This window comes from Opitutus sp. sgz309028, assembly GCF_059821195.1.
Genome location: NZ_JCAMRR010000001.1, coordinates 43369 through 63686, shown reverse-complemented (window position 1 = coordinate 63686; position 20318 = coordinate 43369). Strand labels below are relative to the sequence as shown.

Annotated in this window: 19 protein-coding genes; 7 read left to right on the top strand and 12 right to left on the bottom strand. The window is 65.5% G+C overall.

Annotated elements, in window-relative coordinates; genetic code table 11:
* Window position 1: 1 nt before the first annotated feature.
* Genes AC6RV7_RS00285 through AC6RV7_RS00275 form a run of 3 tightly spaced genes read left to right on the top strand, consistent with a single transcriptional unit; the run spans window position 2 to window position 1871 of the window.
* Window positions 2–1252 (top strand): intermembrane phospholipid transport YdbH family protein, encoded by a 1251-nt coding sequence (locus tag AC6RV7_RS00285; protein ID WP_500091881.1) that lies wholly within the window; start codon window positions 2–4, stop codon window positions 1250–1252.
* Window positions 1253–1308: 56 nt separating this feature from the next.
* Complete coding sequence (locus tag AC6RV7_RS00280; RefSeq protein ID WP_500091880.1) at window positions 1309–1488, top strand: hypothetical protein; 180 nt, start codon at window positions 1309–1311, stop codon at window positions 1486–1488.
* 5 nt (window positions 1489–1493) lie between these two features.
* The gene (locus tag AC6RV7_RS00275; RefSeq protein ID WP_500091879.1) at window positions 1494–1871 is read left to right on the top strand and encodes a YdbL family probable chaperone protein; all 378 of its coding nucleotides are present in this window, start codon (window positions 1494–1496) and stop codon (window positions 1869–1871) included.
* A 118-nt stretch (window positions 1872–1989) separates the two neighbouring features.
* On the opposite strand, the gene AC6RV7_RS00270 is transcribed toward AC6RV7_RS00275, so the two are convergent.
* The gene (locus AC6RV7_RS00270) at window positions 1990–3285 is read right to left on the bottom strand and encodes a NupC/NupG family nucleoside CNT transporter (protein ID WP_500091878.1); all 1296 of its coding nucleotides are present in this window, start codon (window positions 3283–3285) and stop codon (window positions 1990–1992) included.
* Between the two features lie 145 nt (window positions 3286–3430).
* Here AC6RV7_RS00270 and AC6RV7_RS00265 point away from each other — a divergent pair, with 145 nt between their 5' ends.
* Both AC6RV7_RS00265 and AC6RV7_RS00260 read left to right on the top strand, forming a co-directional pair.
* Window positions 3431–3964 carry a gamma carbonic anhydrase family protein gene (locus AC6RV7_RS00265; protein ID WP_500091877.1) on the top strand — a complete coding sequence of 178 codons (534 nt, stop codon included), beginning with the start codon at window positions 3431–3433 and terminating at the stop codon, window positions 3962–3964.
* A 160-nt stretch (window positions 3965–4124) separates the two neighbouring features.
* The gene (locus tag AC6RV7_RS00260) at window positions 4125–4373 is read left to right on the top strand and encodes a YgaP family membrane protein (RefSeq protein WP_500091876.1); all 249 of its coding nucleotides are present in this window, start codon (window positions 4125–4127) and stop codon (window positions 4371–4373) included.
* A 26-nt stretch (window positions 4374–4399) separates the two neighbouring features.
* On the opposite strand, the gene AC6RV7_RS00255 is transcribed toward AC6RV7_RS00260, so the two are convergent.
* From AC6RV7_RS00255 to AC6RV7_RS00245, 3 genes are all read right to left on the bottom strand, one after another.
* A complete protein-coding gene (locus AC6RV7_RS00255; protein ID WP_500091875.1) occupies window positions 4400–5029 on the bottom strand; it encodes a tetratricopeptide repeat protein in 630 nt (209 codons plus the stop codon).
* Window positions 5030–5381: 352 nt separating this feature from the next.
* Window positions 5382–6323: an ArsR/SmtB family transcription factor gene (locus tag AC6RV7_RS00250; protein ID WP_500091874.1), complete on the bottom strand. Its 942-nt coding sequence runs from the start codon at window positions 6321–6323 to the stop codon at window positions 5382–5384.
* 67 nt (window positions 6324–6390) lie between these two features.
* The gene (locus tag AC6RV7_RS00245) at window positions 6391–6777 is read right to left on the bottom strand and encodes a DUF4870 domain-containing protein (RefSeq protein WP_500091873.1); all 387 of its coding nucleotides are present in this window, start codon (window positions 6775–6777) and stop codon (window positions 6391–6393) included.
* Window positions 6778–6962: 185 nt separating this feature from the next.
* On the opposite strand from AC6RV7_RS00245, the gene AC6RV7_RS00240 reads away from it, so the two are divergent.
* Window positions 6963–7361 carry a DUF4870 domain-containing protein gene (locus AC6RV7_RS00240; protein WP_500091872.1) on the top strand — a complete coding sequence of 133 codons (399 nt, stop codon included), beginning with the start codon at window positions 6963–6965 and terminating at the stop codon, window positions 7359–7361.
* A 101-nt stretch (window positions 7362–7462) separates the two neighbouring features.
* Here AC6RV7_RS00240 and greA read toward each other — a convergent pair whose 3' ends face one another.
* Complete coding sequence (gene greA, locus AC6RV7_RS00235; RefSeq protein ID WP_500091871.1) at window positions 7463–9316, bottom strand: transcription elongation factor GreA; 1854 nt, start codon at window positions 9314–9316, stop codon at window positions 7463–7465.
* Window positions 9317–9395: 79 nt separating this feature from the next.
* On the opposite strand from greA, the gene AC6RV7_RS00230 reads away from it, so the two are divergent.
* Window positions 9396–10703: an RsmB/NOP family class I SAM-dependent RNA methyltransferase gene (locus AC6RV7_RS00230; RefSeq protein WP_500091870.1), complete on the top strand. Its 1308-nt coding sequence runs from the start codon at window positions 9396–9398 to the stop codon at window positions 10701–10703.
* Window positions 10704–10877: 174 nt separating this feature from the next.
* Here AC6RV7_RS00230 and AC6RV7_RS00225 read toward each other — a convergent pair whose 3' ends face one another.
* From AC6RV7_RS00225 to purD, 7 genes are all read right to left on the bottom strand, one after another.
* A complete protein-coding gene (locus AC6RV7_RS00225; protein WP_500091869.1) occupies window positions 10878–12158 on the bottom strand; it encodes a retropepsin-like aspartic protease in 1281 nt (426 codons plus the stop codon).
* 15 nt (window positions 12159–12173) lie between these two features.
* Window positions 12174–13496 (bottom strand): MFS transporter, encoded by a 1323-nt coding sequence (locus tag AC6RV7_RS00220; RefSeq protein ID WP_500091868.1) that lies wholly within the window; start codon window positions 13494–13496, stop codon window positions 12174–12176.
* A gap of 155 nt (window positions 13497–13651) precedes the next feature.
* Complete coding sequence (locus AC6RV7_RS00215; protein ID WP_500091867.1) at window positions 13652–16288, bottom strand: CHASE domain-containing protein; 2637 nt, start codon at window positions 16286–16288, stop codon at window positions 13652–13654.
* Between the two features lie 140 nt (window positions 16289–16428).
* The gene (glyA, locus tag AC6RV7_RS00210; protein WP_500091866.1) at window positions 16429–17694 is read right to left on the bottom strand and encodes a serine hydroxymethyltransferase; all 1266 of its coding nucleotides are present in this window, start codon (window positions 17692–17694) and stop codon (window positions 16429–16431) included.
* Between the two features lie 97 nt (window positions 17695–17791).
* Window positions 17792–18277 (bottom strand): arsenate reductase/protein-tyrosine-phosphatase family protein, encoded by a 486-nt coding sequence (locus AC6RV7_RS00205; protein WP_500091865.1) that lies wholly within the window; start codon window positions 18275–18277, stop codon window positions 17792–17794.
* 70 nt (window positions 18278–18347) lie between these two features.
* Window positions 18348–19019 (bottom strand): hypothetical protein, encoded by a 672-nt coding sequence (locus AC6RV7_RS00200; protein ID WP_500091864.1) that lies wholly within the window; start codon window positions 19017–19019, stop codon window positions 18348–18350.
* Entirely contained in the window at window positions 19016–20311 is a 1296-nt protein-coding gene (gene purD, locus AC6RV7_RS00195) for a phosphoribosylamine--glycine ligase (protein ID WP_500091863.1), read from the bottom strand. Before purD ends, AC6RV7_RS00200 begins: the two co-directional genes overlap by 4 nt.
* Window positions 20312–20318: the final 7 nt, after the last annotated feature.

The following is a 20318-nucleotide window of genomic DNA, read 5'->3' as shown; positions in this document are numbered from 1 at the left end:
CATGTTTTCGTGCCGACGCAGGCTGACCGCGACGCTCGCGGCCGTCGCGTTCACGGCGGTCGCGGTCGCCAAGCCCTCGCCGCTGCCGCCGTTTGACGGCGATTTTTCCGGCGACCTGCAGGCGACGAGAATCCCCCGGGCGCCTTCGCTGCACTGGACGATGCAGATGCGTTCGGTCGAGTCCGGCGAGCGGACCGCCACGCTCTCTCTGGCGGGCCCGGGGACGACGCTGCGCGCCGAGATCGGCGTCGACGCGGACGGCGACGGCTGGTGGAAAATTGCGTCGGCGGAGTTCGGCGCCGACGCATGGTTTCCCGCGCTGATCGCGGGGCTCGGACCGGCGTTCGAGTCCGTGACGGCGACGGGAAAAATCGTGATGACCGGCTCTGGCGTCCTCCACGCGTGGCAGCCGACGGGAAGATTCGCGTTCGAATGGACGGACGGTCGCGTGCAAAGCGAAACCGATGGCTGGCACGTGGAGGGTGTTTCGTTGCGCGGGGCGTTCGCGCTCGAGACGCCGGGCGGGTTTCCGCACAGCGAGACGCCGGCCGAGTTTTCGATCCGCACCGTCGTCTCGCAGCGTTTTGGCGCGCGCAATGCGCTCATCCGCGGCGTGCTCCGGTCGGACCGGACGTTTGCGCTGGAGACGGCGCAAATCGAGATCGCCGGTGGTTCGGCGTCGGTGGATCCGGCAGTGATCCAGCTTGCGCCGGTGGCGCTCGATCTGCACCTGCGCATCACCGATGTCGGGCTGCAGGACGTGGCGGCGCTGGTGCCGTCGGGGTTGACCGAATCGAGCGGTCGCGTGAACGGCGCGCTGCAGATCGGGTGGAGCGAGGCAGCGGGTTTTCAGCTCGGAGCGGGCAATCTCGTGCTGGGCGAAAGCGAGCCGGCGTTTCTGCGGCTGGCGCCTGCGCCCGGATTTTTGACGGACCGCGTCGGCGAGCGCATTGACCTTTTGCCGAAATCCTTCGGTCCGCTCGCGCGCTGGACGCGACCCGTCAATCCGGCCTATGCCGACCTGCAGGCGGTCGAGTTGGGCCGGGTGGCGCTGCAAGTCACGAAGCTCAGCGTGCAGCTCACGCCTGAAGGCGATGCGAACGGCCGCACCGCCGTCGTGCGGTTGCGCGCGCAGCCGGCGAAGCCCGGGAGCTTGATCGATGAGGTGACCTTCGAGATCAACGTCGCCGGGCCGCTTTCGCAGGTGCTGAAGCTGGGCCTGAACAAGGCGTTTTCGGTCGACGTGCGTTGACGAAACTTCTGTTGCCAGCCGGCGTCTCCGAGCCGATAGTCTGACACCCATTTCCCATGCGCCGCGTCTTTCTTCTTGCCCCGCTTTTGCTGTTGGCGGGCTGCATCCATGTGAAACTCGATCCCGTGCAGGTGCACGCCGTGGTCGATGTGAACGTCAAGGTCGACAAGGCGCTCGATGACTTCTTCGGCGACCTGGACCAGAAGTCCGCCACGATCGAAAATTCAGCCCGTTGATGATCATGAACGTTTCCTTCCTTCGTGTTTTGACCCTGGCGTTCGCGTTCGTGCTCGGGGTGGGAGCGGTGTCCGCCTATGCCGAGGACCTCGGCGCCGTAAAATCGCGCATGAGCCAGCGCCTCTCCAAGATTGACCAGCTCAAGGCGAGTGGCGCGATCGGCGAAAACAATCGTGGCTACGTGGAAGTCCGCGGGAGCGGCGACGCCGCGACGATCGTCGCCGCGGAGAACAGCGACCGGGAAGCGGTCTATGCCGCGATCGCGAAGCAGACCGGATCGAGCGCCGATCAAGTCGGTCGCGCCCGCGCCCGGCAGATCGCCGCCGCCAGCGCCGCGGGCGTGTGGTTGCAGCGCGAGGACGGCGAGTGGTATCGGAAGTAGAAGTGAAAGTGAGAGTGACAGTGAAAGTGGATAACGCGTAAGAGCGCTCTCTCTGGCTGCGTCACGAGTCCACTTTCAGTAGCACTTTCACTCTCACTTTCACTTTCACTCCTCCGCCTCACGTCAGCATGCCGGCGACGCAGGCGGTGAGGAAGCAGGCGAGGCTGCCGCCGATGAGCGCCTTGAGGCCGAGTTTGGCGAGGGTCGGACGTTGCGCGGGAGCGAGCGCGCCGATGCCGCCGACCTGGATGCCGATCGAGACGAAGTTGGCGAATCCACAAAGCGCATACGTGAGGATCACGAGCGAGCGTTCGTCGGTGAAGGCACCCGCCGCCTTCATCTCGCCCAGCTGCAGGTAGGAGATGAACTCGTTGAGCACGGTGCGCGTGCCGAGCAGCTGACCGGAAACGAGGAGCTGGCCGTGATCGATGCCCATGAGCCACGCGATCGGCGAGAACAGCATCCCGAGCAGGAACTCGAGCGAGAAGCTTTGATAGGCGCCGTCGGTGGCGGACGCGACCCAGGCGTTCAAACCCGTCGGCCCGCCGATCCACGCGCTGAGAATATAATTCGCCAGCGCGACCAGAGCGGTGAACACGATCAGCATGCCGCCGATGTTCACCGCGAGGCGCAGGCCGTCGGTCGTGCCGAGGCAAATGGCGTCGAGGAGATTGGCGCCCACTTTTTCCTTCGCGACCGTGAGGTCGCGCTGCACGGCTTCGGTTTGCGGTAACAGGATTTTGGAGACCATCAACGCCGCCGGCGCGGAGATCACGGAGGCGGTGATCAGGTGCGTCCCATAGAGGAGTTGCTGCGCGGGATCGTTGCCACCGAGAAAGCTGATGTAGGCGATCATCACGCCGCCGGCGATCGTCGCCATGCCGCCGACCATCACCGCGAGCATCTCGGAACGCGTCATGCCCGCGAGATACGGCTTGATCAGCAAGGGCGCCTCGGTTTGCCCGACGAAGATGTTGCCCGAGGCCGAGAGACTTTCGGCGCCGGACAGGTGCATGGTTTTCGACATCACCCAGGCGAACGCGAAGACGATTTTTTGCAGCACGCCGAGGTAGTAGAGCATCGACGTCAGCGCGGAGAAAAAGATCACCGACGGCAGCACCGACAGCCCGAAAACGACGCCGTGTTTCGACTGGTCCACGAGCGAACCGAAAAGAAACTTCGTCCCTTCGCCGGTGAACCCGAGGAGCTTCACAAAGAAGTTCGCCATCGCCTCGACGGCCAGCCGCGCCGGCGGAAAATACAGCACAAGCGCGGCGAAGACGATTTGCAGCGCCATGCCGCCCGCGACCAGCCGCCAGCGGATCGCGCGACGATTTTCGCTCAACGCGACGGCAATCCCGACAAACACCGCGATGCCGAGCAGGCCGCGCGCGACGTGGTTCAACGTGTCCATGCGAGAAAAGACCGCGCGAGCTTGGCGACCGCGGAATACGCGGCGAGCGGCAAATGACGCGGCGCCGCGAACTGCGGAGCGTTGGACAAAACGCGCACAGGATCGCCGCTTGCGGCGCGCGAAGTTCCGGCGGAAGTTGGGGCGCATGACTGTCGAAGAACGCCTGGAACGTCACCTGTCGAAATCGCCCGACGTCGCGCGCGCGAACTGGATCGCGGCCAATGCCACCGTCATCGGCGACGTCACGCTGGGACCGCTCTCGAGTGTGTTTTACGGAGCGGTGCTGCGCGGCGACATCGCGCGGATCGTGGTCGGCGAAGGTTCGAACATCCAGGACAACGCGGTGGTGCACCTGGCGGACGATCTCGACGCCGTGATCGGCGCGTGGTGCACGATCGGACACGCGGCGATCGTCCACGCGTGCACGATCGAGGACGAATGTCTCATCGGCATGGGCGCGACGGTGCTCGATGGCGCCCGGATCGGCGCGCGCAGCATCGTCGGCGCCGGCGCGGTGGTTACGCCGCGAACGATCGTCCCGCCCGGTTCGATGGTGCTCGGGGCGCCGGCAAAAGTGACGCGCGCGCTCAGCGCCGCGGAACAGTCGGCGTTGAAGGGCTGGGCGGAAAAATACGTCGCAGTATCGAAAGCTCACGCGTTGCGCGAAACGCGCCGCTGAGAGCGACGGTCGTCGCGGCCGCGGGCGGGCGGGATCCTCCGTTGGCGCGCTGAAATGGCGCCGGTGGGCGCGCGAGTCCGGATGCTGCGGAGCAATGGCCAAGATGTGCGCAGCGGGCGGCGCCGGGGAGGAGTAGGGTCGGCTTGTTCCCATTCCTCCCATGAAAGCAAACGTAGGTTCGTATGATTGCGCGGTGCGATTCGTGGCCGGGTGCCTGGCGCTCCTGGTGGGCCACCACTATTTTAGCTGGTGGGCGCTGATCGGCTTCGTGCCGATCCTGTCGTCGATCGCCGGCTTCTGTCCGCTTTATGCGCTGCTGCGCATCGACACGACAGAGTGCGACCGGCACGAGCACCGGATGCGTTCCGATGGCTGGTTCGCCCGCACCGGGCGCACGCCGCGCGGCTGACCGTTGGAGCGGGCGCGCGAAGGAGATCAGCGCGCCCGGGCCGCGGCGTCGGCGCGTCGCAGCTTTTCCGCGGCGTCGGCGGGTTTGCCCTCCGCACTGAGGGAGCGTGCCCAGCGGCGCCACGTCTCGGGATTGTCCGGCGCATTGGAGGTGCTGCCGGCGAAGCTTTCGTTGGCGAGGGCGAAGGTGGCGGCGCGGGTGGACGGCAGGCCTTTGATGGCGTCGGCCTGGCGGCTGTAGGCGACGCCGAGATCCGACAGGATCGCGGGCAGCGCGGCGGCTTCGTCGCAGAGCTGCAGCGACCTCCGGAGTTGAGCGACAGCGGAGTCGTAGCGCTGTTGGGCGAGCATCACGCGACCGAAGCCCAGGAATACCTCATAATTGGTCGGATCGAGCAGCCACGCCTGGTTGTAACGGCGCATGGCGAGATCGAGATTGCCTTCGGCGAAGTAGCGATCGGCCTGATCGGTCCACGCGATGGCTGCGAGGCGGCGGTCGCCTCCAAATTCGCTCGCGGCGTTCACGACAAACGCCTCGTCGGCTTGTTTCAGTTGCGTCGGCCGCGGAATTTCCGGCTGACCATACATGGGAAGGTTGTCGATCCTTGGCGGCGGAACCGGCGTGGAACAGGCGCTGGCGAGCAGGAGCGAAACCAACCCGATGCAACATGAAGGCCGCGACCGGAGGCGGGAGTGCAGGGAGCGAACGCGGAATCGAATCATGGGCGTGACCTCGGGGTGGGGCGTGTGCCAATCAGGTATATGATAAAGGAGAGTCAATGCCACGCTTGTTCTTTTCGCCGACGGTCGTCACCGCGCGCGATTTGAGGCGAACCGCGAAGGGTGCGGACGAGTTGAGGCCTGGCAGATTTGCGCCGCAAAAGACACCGACTGCAGCGAAGCCGTCTCGTGAGTCCGAAGCGCGGCGCGCGACCCGGCGCACGACGAGATTTCCGCGTTCCGTGTCTTCCGTGCGATCCGTGGCCGCTTCTTTCTTTCGCAATCTCGACTAAGGGCGCCCGGGTTTGGTGCCGCTCGCGAGCAGCGTTTCGAAAAACGGCTCGTCGGTTTCCTTCGCGACGGCGGTGACCTCGACGTGGGCGAAGCCGGCTTTTTTCAGAAAGCCGTGGAGCGCGCCCTCCTTGAATCCGAGCCAGACGTCGGCGTAGAGATCGCGGGCTTTTTCGAAGGCGTGCTCGTTGAGATCGAGGATGAGCACCTGGCCGCCGGGACGGAGAATGCGATATGCTTCCTCGACCGCGGTCTGCGGATGCTGCGCGTGATGCAGGGCCTGGCTGAGAATCGCGAGATCGACCGAGCGATCGGGGAGCGGCACGTTTTCGAGATCGCCAAGTTTATAGGCAAGGTTGGCGAGGCCGTTTTTCTGCGCGAGCTCCGTCCCGACCTCGACCATGCGTGGCGAGTTGTCGATGCACCAGACCTGCCGGGCGCGTTGGGCGAGGAGTTGAGAAATCAGACCTTCGCCGGCGCCGAGATCCGCGATGTCGATCGCCGGCGTGAGCCGCAGCGCGAGATGACCGATCGCTTCCCAGGAGCGGCCGGGGCAGTAGTTTTTCCCGAGCCGGCCGGCGATCGTGTTGAAATAATGTTCCTGCGTGCGGCGGCGCTTCTGCAGGATGCGATCGAGGTTGTCGCGATCCTCGATGACGACGGGCAGCTCGGCGACGGAGTCCACGGACGCCTGGAGCAACGCGAGGGTTTTCGGGGGGAGATTCGGACGCAGCGAGTAGAACGCCTTTTTGCCGTCGCGGCGGTCGGTCACGAGATCCACCTGTCGCAGCTGTGCGAGTTGGGAGGAGACGCGGGACTGGCCCATGCCGAGGATTTCCTGGAGCTCGGCGACCGACAGTTCCTCGCGCGAAAGCAGGGCGAGCAGGCGGAGGCGGGTGGGATCGGAGAGGGTCTTGAGGATGTCCCAGGAGGCGTTCACGCGCAGCGATGCTGGAGCGCGGCCGGACCCTGGCAAGGGCGCAGGCGGGACGGCCGCGGGCGGGGCGTCAGCTGATGAAACGAATCGTGAGCGGATACGACCACGGTTTCGCATCGTTGGCCTTCAGCGCGCCGATGATCACGCAGATCAGGTTGCCGAGACCGATGATCACCATCAGCGGAATGCCGATGACGACGAGAATCAGAAGCGCGGATACGATGAGATAGAGGAGGCACGAGAGCTGGAAATTCAGCACCGCCTTGGCGTGCTCCACGACCGTGGGCATCTCGTGTTTCTTGACCTGCCAGACGATGATCGGGCCGAGGATGTTGCCGAATGGAATGAGGAAACCGCCCAGGGCGGAGAGGTGCGCGAGCATCGACCAGGTGCGAATCTGCGCCTCGGCCGGCGTGAGCGTCACGGGTGGAGGAACGACGGGCGGAGGTGTATCCATGGCCGGACAGTATGAGGCGTCGGCCCGGGCAGGGCAATGGCGACGGAGCCTCGGGCAATGCCTGACGCCGCAACCGGACGCGACGCGGCGAAGGGGCAGCCGCGCGAATTGACGGCGGGGGAGGTTTTGGCAGGATCGGCTCGCTAGAGATCTGTGTTCAAACCTCAACTCCCAACCCAGTTATCATGGATACCCCTCCCGCCCCGATTCCCGATCCCGTCCCCGCCGCTGCCACCACCACGGAGGTGGTGGTTTCGGAAGACAAGACGGTCGCCATTGTGAGTTACCTCACGCTGATCGGTTTCATCGTCGCCGTCGTTCTGCATGGCAACAAGAAGACCAAGCTCGGTGCCTATCACCTGCGCCAGTCGCTCGGTCTGATGATCACGTTCATCGGTCTGTGGATCGTGAACATGATCCTCGCGTTCATCCCGGTGATCGGATGGATCCTCATTCCGATCGTCTGGCTCGGCATGTTCGTGCTGTGGCTGATCGGTCTGATCAACGCCGCCGGCGGCAAGATGAAGCCCGTTCCGGTGCTCGGCGACTATTACCAGAAGTGGTTTGCGTCGACGTTCGAATAACAGCTCCGGCCGTTGTCTGATTCTCGCCGGCCCTGCGGCTGGCGGGCGCAAAAAAAGCGCCGCCCGAAAGGCGGCGCTGATTTTTTGCGGCAATGCCGCGGTTAGCTCGCGGCGGCGTCGACGTAGCGCGCGATACCGACGATCTCGTAGTCTTCCTCGGAGGTGCCGGTCTTCACCTTGACGGATTCGCCGACCTTCTTGCCGAGCAGGGCGGCGCCGAAGGGGGTTTTGTAGGAAATGACGTGGTTGTCGGGATCGCTGTCCCAAGCGCCGAGGACGGTGTAGCGGGTGACATTGCCGTTGGCGTGACTCTTCACGTCGACGATCGAGCCGACGCTCACCTGATCGGTGGTCGCCTCGCTGAAGGTCGTCACCCGGGCGCGGCCGAGGTCGCGCTCGAGTTGTGTCTTCTGGGCCATGAGGACCTGCTGGTCCTGCTTGGCCATCTTGTATTCGGAGTTTTCCTTCAGGTCGCCGTGCTCGCGGGCGACGGCGATGGCGCGGGAGTTTTCCGGAATCTTTTTTGACACGATGGTCTCGTATTCCTCGCGCTTGCGCTCGAAGGATGATTTCGAGACCAGCAGCTGCTCCTCCTTCGATTCGGCTTCGGAAGCGACGAGCGACTGGATCTTCGGGAAAATTTTGATGAAGCGGGCGAGGAGGGATTTTTTCGTCAGCTCCTCGAAGCCCTGATTCAGCATCAGCGTGTTCGCGAGATCGCGGGCAGTCTCGGGATCGGCGGTGGAGAGCAGGTCGGCGATCAGGTCCGGATCCTCGCTCAACACGTCCGCGAGCGGGATGCGGCGGGCGCTGGCGGCCTGCAGTGCTTCGTAATCGATCGCGAAGAAGATCGCGCCGAGGAGCCGCGGGGTGATGAGGTCGTTGAGCAGCTTGGCGAATTTCTTCGAGTGGCGGTTCTTGACGATCCAGAGGAGAACCGGCGCGCGGAGGTTTTGCTCGGTCTGCCAGCGCTTGAGCGTGGCGGCGAGCTCCTCGGCGTGGCCCTGCTCGACGAGGAAGTTGATGCACTCGGTGGTGAACTTGCCCTGCGAGGTCTTGAGCAGCGAGAACAGGATGTCGCGGCTCTCGATCGGATGGGTGGCGTTGATCAGCTCGAGAAACTGCGGCTGGAAATGAACGGGAATCTTTTCCGCCATCGCCGACAGATCGCGGGAATTGGCGACGAGGGCGGACTGCTGCGGTTCGAAGGTGGCGGGATCGACGCCGAGGCGTTGCGCCAGCTCATCGCGGATGTAGGCGCCGTAAAGGCGTTCGGCGGCATCGAGCTGGTTGCTGGTTTTGACGCCTTCGGCGATCCCCGAAAGGATCGTGGAGAGATCGGTGGTGACCTCTTTCTTGCCGATCGCGGCGACCAGTTCCTCCGCGAGGGCGATGCGGCGGCGGGCGGAACGGGTGCCGTTGAACTGCTCCAGGATCTCGTCCTCCGCCGAGACCGGAGTTTCGCGCAGGACATAGCACTCGGTCTTCTTTTCGGGCACCTGGATGCGCGGATCCTTCGCGACGGTCTTCTTCGCGGCCGCCCACCATTTCTTGAACTTATCTTCGCCCACCACTTGGGAGAGGGTGATCTCGAGATCGATCGCGGTCGTGGCGTGGTTGGGATAGGATTCGAGGGCTTCGACGACGAGTTGCGGCGGGTTCTCGGCGATCAGCTGGCTGATCTTGTCCGGTTCCGTTTCCTTGCGCACGAGAAGGTGTTTCGGCGGAAGCACGTCCATCGTGTTGACGCAGAACGCCGGGTCCATCGGATGCCCTTTCTTGTCCGCAAAATCGATGATCAGCCGCTGCGCCGACTCGTCGTAATTCTTGATCTGACCGAATCCCCAGCTGCGGTGAATCACATAAGCGCCCGGCTCCATGGCTTCGAGTTTGGCTTTGGCCGCTTTGAGCGGCGGGTTCTTGGCAATGAGCGCGGAAACGGCTTCGGAATTCATAATTGCGAAAGTGATGGCCTGAACGGGAGAGTTGAGCGGAGAATGTTCCCCCTTGTCAAACAGAGTGTCCAATCCGGCCATGAGCGTAGCAACTGATCCGAGACGTCCCGATGCGTGGAGTTCCGCGGCGCGTTTGATCGCGCGCTGGCTCGACCGACGCGAGCGCGTGGACGAGCTGCTCGAGACGCTCGGCGGGTCGCTTTCCGGGGCGGAGCGTGCGCGCTGCCAGCACCTGGTGTTCGGTGTGGTGCGTCACTTCGGGCGGCTCGAAGCGGCGCTGGGCCGCCTGGTCGCGCATCCGCCGCGTTTCGCGACGCGTGCGGTCTTGTTTCTCGCGGGTTTCGAGTTGATCGAAGCTCAGGGGCGGCCGGCGGAGGAGGGGCTCGTTGCCAAGATCGTGCATCACGCCGTCGAGCAGACGAAGCGGCTCGCAAGTCCCGCGGAGGCGCGGCTGGTCAATGCCGTCGTGCGCAAGCTCGCCGCGAGCCTCGACGTGCCACCGCCGCCGAAACTCGCGCCCGCCGAGACGCTGGCGGAGTATTTCTCGCATCCGTTGTGGCTGGTGCGGAGCTGGCGGGCCCAGTTCGGTGCCGAAGGCACGCGCCAACTGCTCGAATGGAATCAGCAACCCGCGCCCGTCTACGCGCGTTGGCGCGGTCCGGAAGGCGAAGCGCCGCCGGACTGGTTCAAGCCCACCACATGGCCCGGATTTTACGAGATCCCGGCGGGCCGATGGAGCGAGGTGGAGCCGCTGCTGAAATCGGGGCGGATCTATCTGCAGGATCCCGCGACGCGTCTCGCGGTCGAGCTGCTCGCGCCGCAGGAAACCGAGATCGTGCTCGATGGCTGCGCGGCGCCGGGCGGCAAGAGTCTTTTGATCGCCGATACGATGCGCCGGGGAAAAGTGATCGCGATGGATCTGCCGGGACCACGTATCGACCGGCTGAAGGAAAATCTCGCGCGCGTGCCCCCGACCGTCGGCGTCGCCCTCGTGCAGGGAGATCTCCGCGAAAATCCCGCGGAGCTCCTCAAGGAACACGAATTGCCGGCGAGTTTCCGGGCGGTGCTGCTCGATGTGCCGTGTTCGAACACCGGCGTCATGCGCCATCGCGTCGACGTGAAATGGCGGCTGCAGCCGGACGATTTCAAGAAGCACCCGCGCCAGCAACTCGCGCTGCTCAATGCGGCGGCGCGGCTCGTGACGCCCGGCGGACGGCTCGTGTATTCGACCTGCAGCCTCGACCAGGAGGAGAACGAGCACGTCGTGCGCGAGTTCGTCACCTCCCGTCACCGTCAGTGGACGCTCGAGGCCCAAACGATTTCCCGTCCATGGGAGACGGGTCACGACGGTGCCGGCGTGTTCCTGCTGCGTCGGAACGCGGGTTGAAGGAAGTTAGAGCAGGAAGTTTAGGTTGAGAAGGGGGACGGGGGTCGCGGCGCCGCGAGTCCAGGCGCCGCACCTTGGAGTCATCCGCGTAGGACCGACGCTCGTCCGGCATTCACTTCCACCTAGACTTCCCGCTTCAACTTCCGAGGCACCGGCGGCGCATCGGGCACGGCGTTACGGAACGAGATCGATCACCGGGATGGTTTTGATCGTCTCGTTCGTGCCGTTCAGAAACGTGAACGTGATTTCGGAGGCCGTGGCGACGAGTGCCTGATACCGGGCGATGTCCCACTGATCGACCGGGTCGCCGTCGATGCGCGTGACGAGGTCGCCGCGCTGCACCTCGGCCCGCTCGGCGGGCGAGCCGGGCACGACACTCGCGACCCGCCAGTAAACGGGATTCTTGCTGAAGCTCACGCCACTGTGGCGGCACGGCGCCGACGGGATCGGCGCGGTCGAATCGCGGTGAAACGTGACGCGGTTGTGCTCCTGATCGAAGGTGACGGTGAAATTTTTCAGCAGCCCGCCGCCGATCGACGTGAGTTCGTCCGTGAGGTCGACCACTGGTTTCTCCACTTGGTATTCTCCGATCGTGATCGATCGGGCGAGCCGCCCGATCTGCTGCTCGCGATCGCCGGCGAGCGTCGCGATCGTCGGGCCGGGCCGGGGCTCGACCGCATACTCCGGCTGGAGCCCGACGGGATTCAGGCTGAGCACCGCATCGCTGCCCGAATCGATCAGTGCAACGAAGGTCTGGTCACCGAGCCGCAGCGGGATGATCGGTGTCTTGCGGTCGTTGTTGAACGGGATCGGCGAGCCCGGCGTGAACGGCTCGGCGGAACGCCGCTGCAGGACGAGCCGCGAACGGGGATAGTCGAGCGTGAGCAACGTTTCGCGAAACAGGGGGAAGCCCAGAATGCCGTCGATCTGCACGCCGAGATGCGCGGAAATCGCGGCGCAATCGTAGACGAGGGCCTGCACGTTCTCGAACAGCGCGCCGCCGAGTTGTATCCGTCGCAAGGTGACAGCGGTCAGCAGTGCGGTCTCGCCGCCGGCGGATTTGACGCGCACGATCGGCGTCGTCGGCGGTGGGGCGTTTTTCGCTGCGTAGCGGGCGGCGAGGTCCGGCGACACGAGTGTCACCGACGCACCGGTGTCGACGAGGAAATGATACGGGCCGCGCTTGTCCCATTTCGCCTCGACCACGAGGTAGTTCGACAGCGGCTTCGCCGGCACGACGACCAGGGGGCTGTCGAGCTTCGTGCGACCGGGCCGCGGCAGCTCGCGCGAGAAGAAGTGGCAGCCGGAAAACAGCACGAGCAGGACCAGCCACGCCGCGGTTTGCGCCAGCGCGCCCAAGATCGGCCGCCGGGCCGGCCGCTCAGCCTGGCGGCGAAAAGCGACGCGCCAGAAGCGGCGAGCGGCGCCAGGGTGCGACCGTGGGAGCGAGGTCATGGGGAGGCGGAAAAATCATTTCGCAGGATCCGGCAGCTTCCGGCTCAGCCACAGGGCGAAAATCGCGAACGCTGCGCCGCCGACGAAGACACTGCGGGATCCAAACACCCAGAACACCGTGCCCGCAAGCACCGGCGTGATCGCGCGCGACAGCGAGCCCAGGGAGCGGAAAATACCGAGGGCGCGACCCTGTTGCGCATGATCGCTATAGAGCGAAATCAGACCGGTCGAAGACGGGTTCACCAGCCCCGAGCCGAGCGCGAGAGCCGCCAGTCCGACGTAAAGCAGCAGGGGACGGAACGCGAAACCGATGCAGAGCAGGCCAAGAAACGATGCCGCAAGGCCCAGGTTCAGCACGCGAATCTCGCTGTGCCGTTTCAAGAGCACGCGCACGATGTAGCCCTGGGTGACGATCGCGCACAGACCCAGAAACCCGAGCAGAAATCCGTTTTCCCGCGCCGTGTAGCCGAAGCGCTCCGCGGCCAGGAACGTGAGCGACGTCTCCATCGCGACAAACGCCACCGAGTAGATGAAGGCCACGAGATTCGTCTGTCGCACCGCCGGATCCTCGAGTCCGAGAATGGCCGTGATCGGGTTGCGCAGCCGCGGTTCGCGCGACACCGCGCGCGTCGCCGGCGCGAGCGTCTCCTTGAAGCGGGCGCCGATCCACGCGAGGTTGATCAGGCACAACCCGAATGCGAGCGCCGCGGGGACCGAGAAGGGATTGAAACCGAAACGCTCCAGCGCCGGAAAGCGGTCCGCGAGGTTGATGTGCACGGTCAGTGCTCCCAGGGTCGGACCGGTGACGAGGCCGAGTCCGAAAGCGGCGCCGACGAGCCCCATGGCTTTCGACCGGTCTTCGCGCGTGGTGATGTCGGCCACCGCCGCCGTCGCGACGGACAGATTGCCGCTGAACGCGCCACTGACGATCCGCGAGAGCACGAACAACCAGAACGAACCGCTGAGCATCCACACGAGATAACCGAGCGCGGTGCCCGCGACGGTGAACAGCAGCACGCCACGGCGTCCGTGCCGGTCGCTGACCGCACCCCAGAACGGCGCGAAGATGAACTGCAGGATCGAAAAGAAGGAACTGATCACGCCGCCGAACAGCACCGCGGCGAAATTACGGTCCTTGCCGAGCAGCTGCGCAATCGCGTCGGTCTGCCCGACCAGCCACCCGAGCGTGCCGGAATGGCCGTCGGTGTTGAGATAATGGGTGAGCAGATCCGGGCCGAGCGGGAAGATGATCGAGAACCCGATCAGGTCGATGTACAGCGTCAGGAAAATGACCCCGAAGGAGAGCGGCCGGGCGGGTTGGGTGGCGGAAGAAGACACAGAAGGTGCTACGAAAACGGTTCCCGCCATGACGCCAAGGCGCAAAGCGCGGTTTCCCGTTTCCTCATCCGCTCACCGGCGGAACCCGATGAGGATCTCGGGTTTGGCGGGCGTTGTCGCGCGCTGGCGTTTGGCGCGAGCCAAGCGCGCAGGGTTCAGCCGAGTAACTCGCGCAATTTTTGTTCGAGCCGCGCGCGGGTGAAGGGCTTTTGCATGAAGGTCAACGGACCGTGACTCGCGAGCAGGGCCACGCGGTCATTTTCGCTGTAGCCGCTCACGAGCATGACCCGCACCAGCGGATTGATTTGCCGCAGGCCGGCGAGTGTCTCCTCGCCGCCAAGCCCAGGCATCGTGAGATCCAGGAAGACGAGGTCGAAGGCCGACGGATCCGCGCGATAACGTTCGAGGCCTGTCGCGCCGTCGGGCGCGGTCACGACCGAAAAACCGAATGTGCGGATCAGCTCCGCCGCGATCTCGCGCACCGGTTCCTCGTCGTCGATCACGAGCACCATGCCTTTGCGCTGCCACGGCGTCGCCGTTGCGGTGCGCGCCGTGATCGCGTCGCCGACGCCAAGCGGCAGCACGAGCGTGAAGGTCGAACCGACGCCGAGTTCGCTCTCCACCCGCAACGCGCCGGCGTGACCGCGGACGATGCCGAGCACCGCCGCGAGTCCGAGTCCGCGCCCGGTGAACTTGGTCGTGAAGAACGGATCGAAGATTTTCGCCAATGTATCGTGGCTCATCCCGCAACCGCTGTCGCGCACCTCGAGAACGGCGTAATCTCCGGCCGGAAGGTTGTCGCCGACGCGAGCAGCCGCCAGGAACTCGCGCCCGAGCGATGCACGGGCGGTCCGCACGTGAATCGACCCGCTGGCGGCGCCCAACGCTTCGCCGGCGTTCATGATCAGGTTCATGACGATCTGGCGGATCTGAGTGGCGTCGGCGGTGATCGGGATCGGCTCCTCCGACAACGCCAGCTCGAGCCCGGCCCGCGGCGAAAGTGCGCCGCGGAGCAGCGGCAGCGTGTCTCTCACCAGCGCGCTCAAATCCAGGCTTTCGAGGAGAAAACGGCCGCGGCCGGAGTAGGCCAGCATCTGCTGGCAAAGGTCGGCGGCCCGCATGGCGCCCGCCTCGATCTTGCGCAGGTGATCGACAACCTCCGGATCCGAATTGTCCCGGTGGCGCGCGAGGCTCGCGTGGCCGAGGATGCCGGTGAGCAGGTTGTTGAAATCGTGCGCAATCCCGCCCGCGAGGAGTCCGAGGCTCTCGAGTTTCTGGGTCTCGAGCAGCTTGCGCTCGAGCCCGAATTTTTCGATCTCGGCCTGCTTGCGCGCGGTGATGTCGATCGCCAGGCCTTCGAAAAACAGCAGTTCGCCGCTTTCGCTGTAGACGCCGCGCGCGCGGGTGAAGACCCATTTCTCGCGTCCGTTGGCGGTGATGAGCCGGTATTCGCTTTCGAAACCCTTGCGCTCGATCACCGCGCGCTGCGTGCCATGGCGGAGAATCTCGAGATCGTTGGGGTGGACGAGATCCTGGAAATGCACCTGACCTTCGGCGAAATCCGACGCAGGCCAGCCGGTGAGCGCGAGGGCGCCTTCGCTGGCGAAAAACACCTCCAGCCGGTCGTCGTAGCGCGCCCGAAACGCCATCCCCGGCAGCGCGGCGAACAGGTTGTCCAGCTGGCGCCGGCTCTCCTCCAGCTCCGCCGTGCGCTCCGCGACGAGCCGGGCGATCGCCGCGGTCCGGCGCGCCAGCGCGAGCACGAGTCCGGCGACCAAAGCGGTGATCAGCAGGCCGGCGCCGAGCCACCATTCGGCGAAGCGATTCTCCTGTTCGCGCAACCACTCCGCGGACGGACGACAAAGGGCGAGCCAGCGGCGCCCGCCGAACTCGATCGGCATGACGCGATGCAGCCCGCGGCGAAATGCTTGTTCGGATACGTCCGAGCCGGCGGGCGCGGAGCCTTGGGCGGGCGCGAAATGCAGGATGCGCTGCGCCGGGTCCGTGGCCGAATCGTCGACGTAAAGAATGTCGGCCGCATTGGTCGGTCCGTGTTGCTGCGCCTGCGCCAGCATGGCGTCGACCCAGAACACGCCTTGCACAAAACCGCGGAAGCGTCGCCCTACGTCCTGGCCCGGTTCGATGAAATACACCGGACAGCTCATCACGAGCCCGCGGCGTCCCTGCACCGTTTCGAAGGGAGAGGTGACGACGAGCTCGCCCGACTGGCGGGCGCGATCCAGAAACGGGCGGCTCGGCGCATCTTGAATATCGTAGCCCAGGGCTGCTTCGTTGCCGGCGAACGGCTCCACATAGAGGATCGGAAAATATTCCGGACGCTCCGGCGCTCGCACCATGGTCCGATCATTGGGTCCACGGGGTTGAGTGAACTCGAAGGGCCGCCCCAGTTTTTCGCTGAAACTCTTCTCGAAAACGGCGCGGTCCTGGCCGGCAACGCGGGGCACCCATTCCAACGCGGCGATGCCGGGCACCCGGGCGAGAATGTCGGTCGCGACCACGCGAAACTCGGCCGGTTGCACGTAGCTGCTGCCCTGGAAAAGGCTCCGCAGCGCGTAGATGCCCGAAACGTAATAGTTGAGCGTCTCGCGGGTCAGCGCGGTGCGCGTTTCGACCCGCCGGCTGAACTCCGTCTCGATCCGCGCGGCGCGCAGCCGGACATTGTAGCGATAAACGGCGAGCGAAAGGCCGGCGCCGATCAGCCCGATGCCGAGCACCAGCCACGTGGAAACGTGGACATGGCGGAGCGTGGCGGTGCGCCGGGTGGGTTGCATGAATCCGGCGGCAGCATGATCGGACCGCCGGACGAATCGCAAGCAGGCTGAATGCCGGGTTCGCTGAGACCGTCCGGATGCGCGCGCCAATGAAAACGCCCGCCGTCAGCGGGCGGGCGTTGGGTCAAGCACGTCGCGGTTTACAGCCGGTAGGGCAGGGGGAAGCGGCCCATCAGCGCGACCACGCGCTTCTTCGTATCGGCGACGGTGGCGAGTTCGCGATCCGTGCCGATCGCGGCGAGGACGGCGTCGATGCAGCTGGCGATCTCCTCCATGTCCCCTTCGCGGAAGCCGCGCGTCGTCACCGCCGGCGTGCCGAGGCGGATGCCGGAAGCCTGGAACGGCGAGCGGGTCTCGAACGGCACCGTGTTCTTGTTGCAGGTGATGTTGGCGAGATCGAGCGTCTCCTGCGCCTTCTTGGCGGTGAGATCGGGAAACTTCGTCCGCAGGTCGATCAGGAACAGGTGATTGTCCGTGCCGCCGGAAACGAGCTTGTAGCCGCGCGACGTGAACGCCGCCGCGAGCGCCTGCGAGTTTTTCACGATCTGCTCCGAGTAGGTCTTGAACTCGGGCTTGAGGCACTCGCCGAAACACACGGCCTTCGCCGCGATGACATGCATGAGCGGGCCGCCCTGCGTGCCGGGGAACACCGCGGAATCGATCGCCTTCGCGTGCGCCGCCTTGCAGAGGATCAGGCCGCCGCGCGGGCCGCGCAGGGTCTTGTGCGTGGTGGTCGTCACGAAGTCGGCATACGGCACGGGCGACGGATGCACGCCCGCGGCGACGAGTCCGGCGATGTGCGCGATGTCGGCGAAGAGCAACGCGCCGACGCTGCGGGCGATCTCCGCCATGCGCGCGAAATCGATGATCCGCGAATAGGCGCTCGCGCCGACGGTGATCATCTTGGGCTTCTCGCGCTGGGCGACGGCGGCGAGTTCGTCGTAATCGATCAGGCCGTTGTCCTCGCGGACGCCGTATTGGCAGAAATTGTAGAGCTTGCCGGAAAAGTTGGCCGGATTGCCGTGGGTCAGATGTCCGCCGTGGCTCAGGTTCATGCCGAGGACCTTGTCGCCCGGCTGGAGGACGGAGGCATAGACGGCGGCGTTGGCCTGCGCACCCGAGTGCGGCTGCACGTTAGCGTGCTCCGCGCCGAACAACTGCTTCGCGCGCTCGATCGCGAGGAGCTCGATCTTGTCGACGAACTCGCAGCCGCCATACCAGCGCTTCGCCGGATAACCTTCGGCGTATTTGTTCGTGAGGACGCTCCCTTGCGCCTCCATCACCGCGGGATAGGTGAAGTTTTCCGAGGCGATGAGCTCGATATGATTCTGCTGGCGGTGCAGCTCCTCGGAGATCGCGGAGAAGACCTGCGGGTCGAGGGCTTGGAGCGGAGACGCGTTGAGCATGGTGAAAGGCGAAGTTGGCTTTTCGAGAATTCGATTGAGAACGGCTGGCCGAAAGTGACCAGCAAGAAGCGAAAAACGGAAACTCGAAAGCGGAAAACTACGCGAGCTTCGGGAGCACGCGTGTCTTAAGCGCCTCGACCAGCCCGGGAATCGCCTCGACCATTTCGTCGCGGCACAGCTCGTAGATCCGCAGCGGCCCCCCGAAGGGATCGACGATCTCCCGATCCGCCGGCGGCGGGAGAAACTCGCGGAAAAGATACAGGTGCGACGGCGCCGGATTCGCCTGCAACTCGATCATCGAGCGGTGCGACTCGGTCATGCACAGGACGGCGGCCGAACGGTTCAGAAGCTCCTGGGTGAGCGGCTGGCTGACGTGGCGCGAGATGTCGATGCCGACCTTGCGCAACGCGATCACGGAATTTTCCGACACGCGTTCGCCCCGTCGCGCGGCCACGCCCGCGGATTCCACGCGGAGCGAGCGCAGCGGTTCCGGTTGTGCCGCCAGCGCATGTTGCAGCAAACCGGCAGCCATCGGGCTGCGGCAAATGTTGGCAGTGCAAACGACCAGCAGGGTGTCAGGCATCGGAAGCGCGAATGGACACCAAATCGCGCTATTTGCAAAGACCGGAGTGCGCGGCCCCGCCCGCGACCGGTCACACGCGCTTCAAGGCTCGCAACGCGCGATGCAGTTGCAGGGCGCGTTGCAAGGCGGCGTCAATCAGCGGCGGCGGCGCGGTGGTCGCCTCGTCTCCCGGCGCGAGGTCCTGCGACGTGGGCACCTCACCCGCTCGTTCGCGCATCAGCGACGCCTCGTCGATGCGCTCCTTCGGCGGATCCTCGACGGTGAGCGACCGCACCGGCGTGCCGCTTTCGAGCGCGTCATACGCGCGATGCTCCGCCGCCTCGGTGGTGTCCACGGCCAGGTCGGGCACGAATCCGCCCGCCGCGGTGCCGATCGTGATCACGCCGGCCTGGGTTTTCAGATGCGCGAGGACGGCCCGGATCGCTGGCGCGCTCGTCGCGTTGACAAGCACGATCATGGGACGGCGGGGCGCGGCGCGAAAGCGAATCCACGCTTCGAGCGCGACCCCGGCCGCGCTTTCCGCCTTCGCGTAACGCAAATCGAGCACCAGCGGACCGGGCGCGACATCCGCCGCCGGCAGGTCGTCCGGCAGCGACTTCGCGCGGAAATAGCGCAGGCCGTCGCCGAGATCGCGGGCGAGCGGCGCGGCCGCAGCCGGCAGGCCGAGGGCGAACAGCAACGCGACGAGGACACCCATCAGCGGGCGCAGCGGAAAACGCGTCCCCGGCGCGACGAAGTTCATGCGCGTCGCAACTGCCGCGCGCCGATGTCGCGGCGGAAATACTTGCTCGAACACTGGATCGCCTCGCACACGGCGTAGGCGTCGACCGCGGCGTGATGCAGCGTCGGGCCGAGCGCGGTGACGCCCAGGACGCGGCCGCCGTTGGTGACGAGCAGACCGGCGGCATTGCGCGCCGTGCCTGCATGGAAGATGGAAACGGAGCCCGGGAAAACCCGCGGAAACGTGATCACGTCGCCCTTCGGATAGGAATTGGGGTAACCGCGGGCGGCGATGACGACGCAAAGCGCGTGGGCCGAGTGGACTTTGAGCGTGACCCCGCCCAGCTGGCCGCGGGCGGCGGCCCAGAGCAGTTTTAGAACGTCGGTTTCAAGGCGTGGCAGCACGACCTGCGTTTCGGGATCGCCGAAGCGCGTGTTGTATTCGAGCACGCTTGGGCCGTCGGCCGTGAGCATGATGCCGATGAAGAGCGTCCCACGAAACTGGATACCTTCGGCGGCGATCGCGTCGACGGACGGGCGGACGATTTGCTGGTCGATCCGGGCGAGGAGCGCCGGCGTCACCACCTCCGCGGGCGAGTAGGTGCCCATGCCCCCGGTGTTCGGGCCGGTGTCGCCGTCGCCGGCGCGCTTGTGGTCCTGCGAGGTCGGCAGGATCACGTAATCGCGTCCGGACACGACCACGAGGATCGAAGTCTCCTCGCCGGTGAGGCAGTCCTCGATCAGGATCTTCGTTTTCTGGCTCTCCGGATTCGACTGCGGCGAGAGCGCGAGGAGCGATCGCACGGCGGCCTCGGCTTCCGTGTGCGTCTGCGCGACGACCACGCCCTTGCCGGCCGCGAGGCCGTCGGCCTTGACGACGATCGGCGCGGGTCGCGCGCGCACGTAGGCAATCGCGGCGTCGGCGTCGTCGAAGAACGCCGCGGGCGCGGTCGGGATCCGGTATTTCTGCAGGATCTCCTTCGTGTAGATTTTCGAAGCCTCGAGCCGGGCGCCGTCGGCCTTGGGGCCGTAGGCGGGAATGCCGGCTTTCTCCAGTTCGTCCACGAGTCCGAGCGCCAGCGGCACCTCCGGTCCGACGACGACGAATTCGATCTGCTCGCGGCGCGCGAGCCCGACGAGCCCGGCGATGTCATCGGCCGCGACCGGCACGCAGGTGGCGAGTTCGGCGATGCCGGGATTGCCGGGCGCGCAATAAAGTTGGGGAGAGCTGGGCGAGCGGTGCAGCGCGGCGACGATGGCGTGTTCGCGGCCACCGGAGCCGACGACGAGGACGGAGCGAGGGAGGGTGTTCAAGGAAGGC

Coding starts and splice junctions, on each gene's coding strand:
- AC6RV7_RS00230 (WP_500091870.1), top strand. CDS start 9,396: ATGAGCGTAGCAACTGATCCGAGACGTCCCGATGCGTGGAGTTCCGCG.
- AC6RV7_RS00275 (WP_500091879.1), top strand. CDS start 1,494: ATGAACGTTTCCTTCCTTCGTGTTTTGACCCTGGCGTTCGCGTTCGTG.
- greA (WP_500091871.1), bottom strand. CDS start 9,316: ATGAATTCCGAAGCCGTTTCCGCGCTCATTGCCAAGAACCCGCCGCTC.
- AC6RV7_RS00270 (WP_500091878.1), bottom strand. CDS start 3,285: ATGGACACGTTGAACCACGTCGCGCGCGGCCTGCTCGGCATCGCGGTG.
- AC6RV7_RS00215 (WP_500091867.1), bottom strand. CDS start 16,288: ATGCAACCCACCCGGCGCACCGCCACGCTCCGCCATGTCCACGTTTCC.
- AC6RV7_RS00260 (WP_500091876.1), top strand. CDS start 4,125: ATGAAAGCAAACGTAGGTTCGTATGATTGCGCGGTGCGATTCGTGGCC.
- AC6RV7_RS00200 (WP_500091864.1), bottom strand. CDS start 19,019: ATGAACTTCGTCGCGCCGGGGACGCGTTTTCCGCTGCGCCCGCTGATG.
- AC6RV7_RS00205 (WP_500091865.1), bottom strand. CDS start 18,277: ATGCCTGACACCCTGCTGGTCGTTTGCACTGCCAACATTTGCCGCAGC.
- AC6RV7_RS00225 (WP_500091869.1), bottom strand. CDS start 12,158: ATGACCTCGCTCCCACGGTCGCACCCTGGCGCCGCTCGCCGCTTCTGG.
- AC6RV7_RS00285 (WP_500091881.1), top strand. CDS start 2: ATGTTTTCGTGCCGACGCAGGCTGACCGCGACGCTCGCGGCCGTCGCG.
- AC6RV7_RS00280 (WP_500091880.1), top strand. CDS start 1,309: ATGCGCCGCGTCTTTCTTCTTGCCCCGCTTTTGCTGTTGGCGGGCTGC.
- glyA (WP_500091866.1), bottom strand. CDS start 17,694: ATGCTCAACGCGTCTCCGCTCCAAGCCCTCGACCCGCAGGTCTTCTCC.
- AC6RV7_RS00265 (WP_500091877.1), top strand. CDS start 3,431: ATGACTGTCGAAGAACGCCTGGAACGTCACCTGTCGAAATCGCCCGAC.
- AC6RV7_RS00240 (WP_500091872.1), top strand. CDS start 6,963: ATGGATACCCCTCCCGCCCCGATTCCCGATCCCGTCCCCGCCGCTGCC.
- AC6RV7_RS00245 (WP_500091873.1), bottom strand. CDS start 6,777: ATGGATACACCTCCGCCCGTCGTTCCTCCACCCGTGACGCTCACGCCG.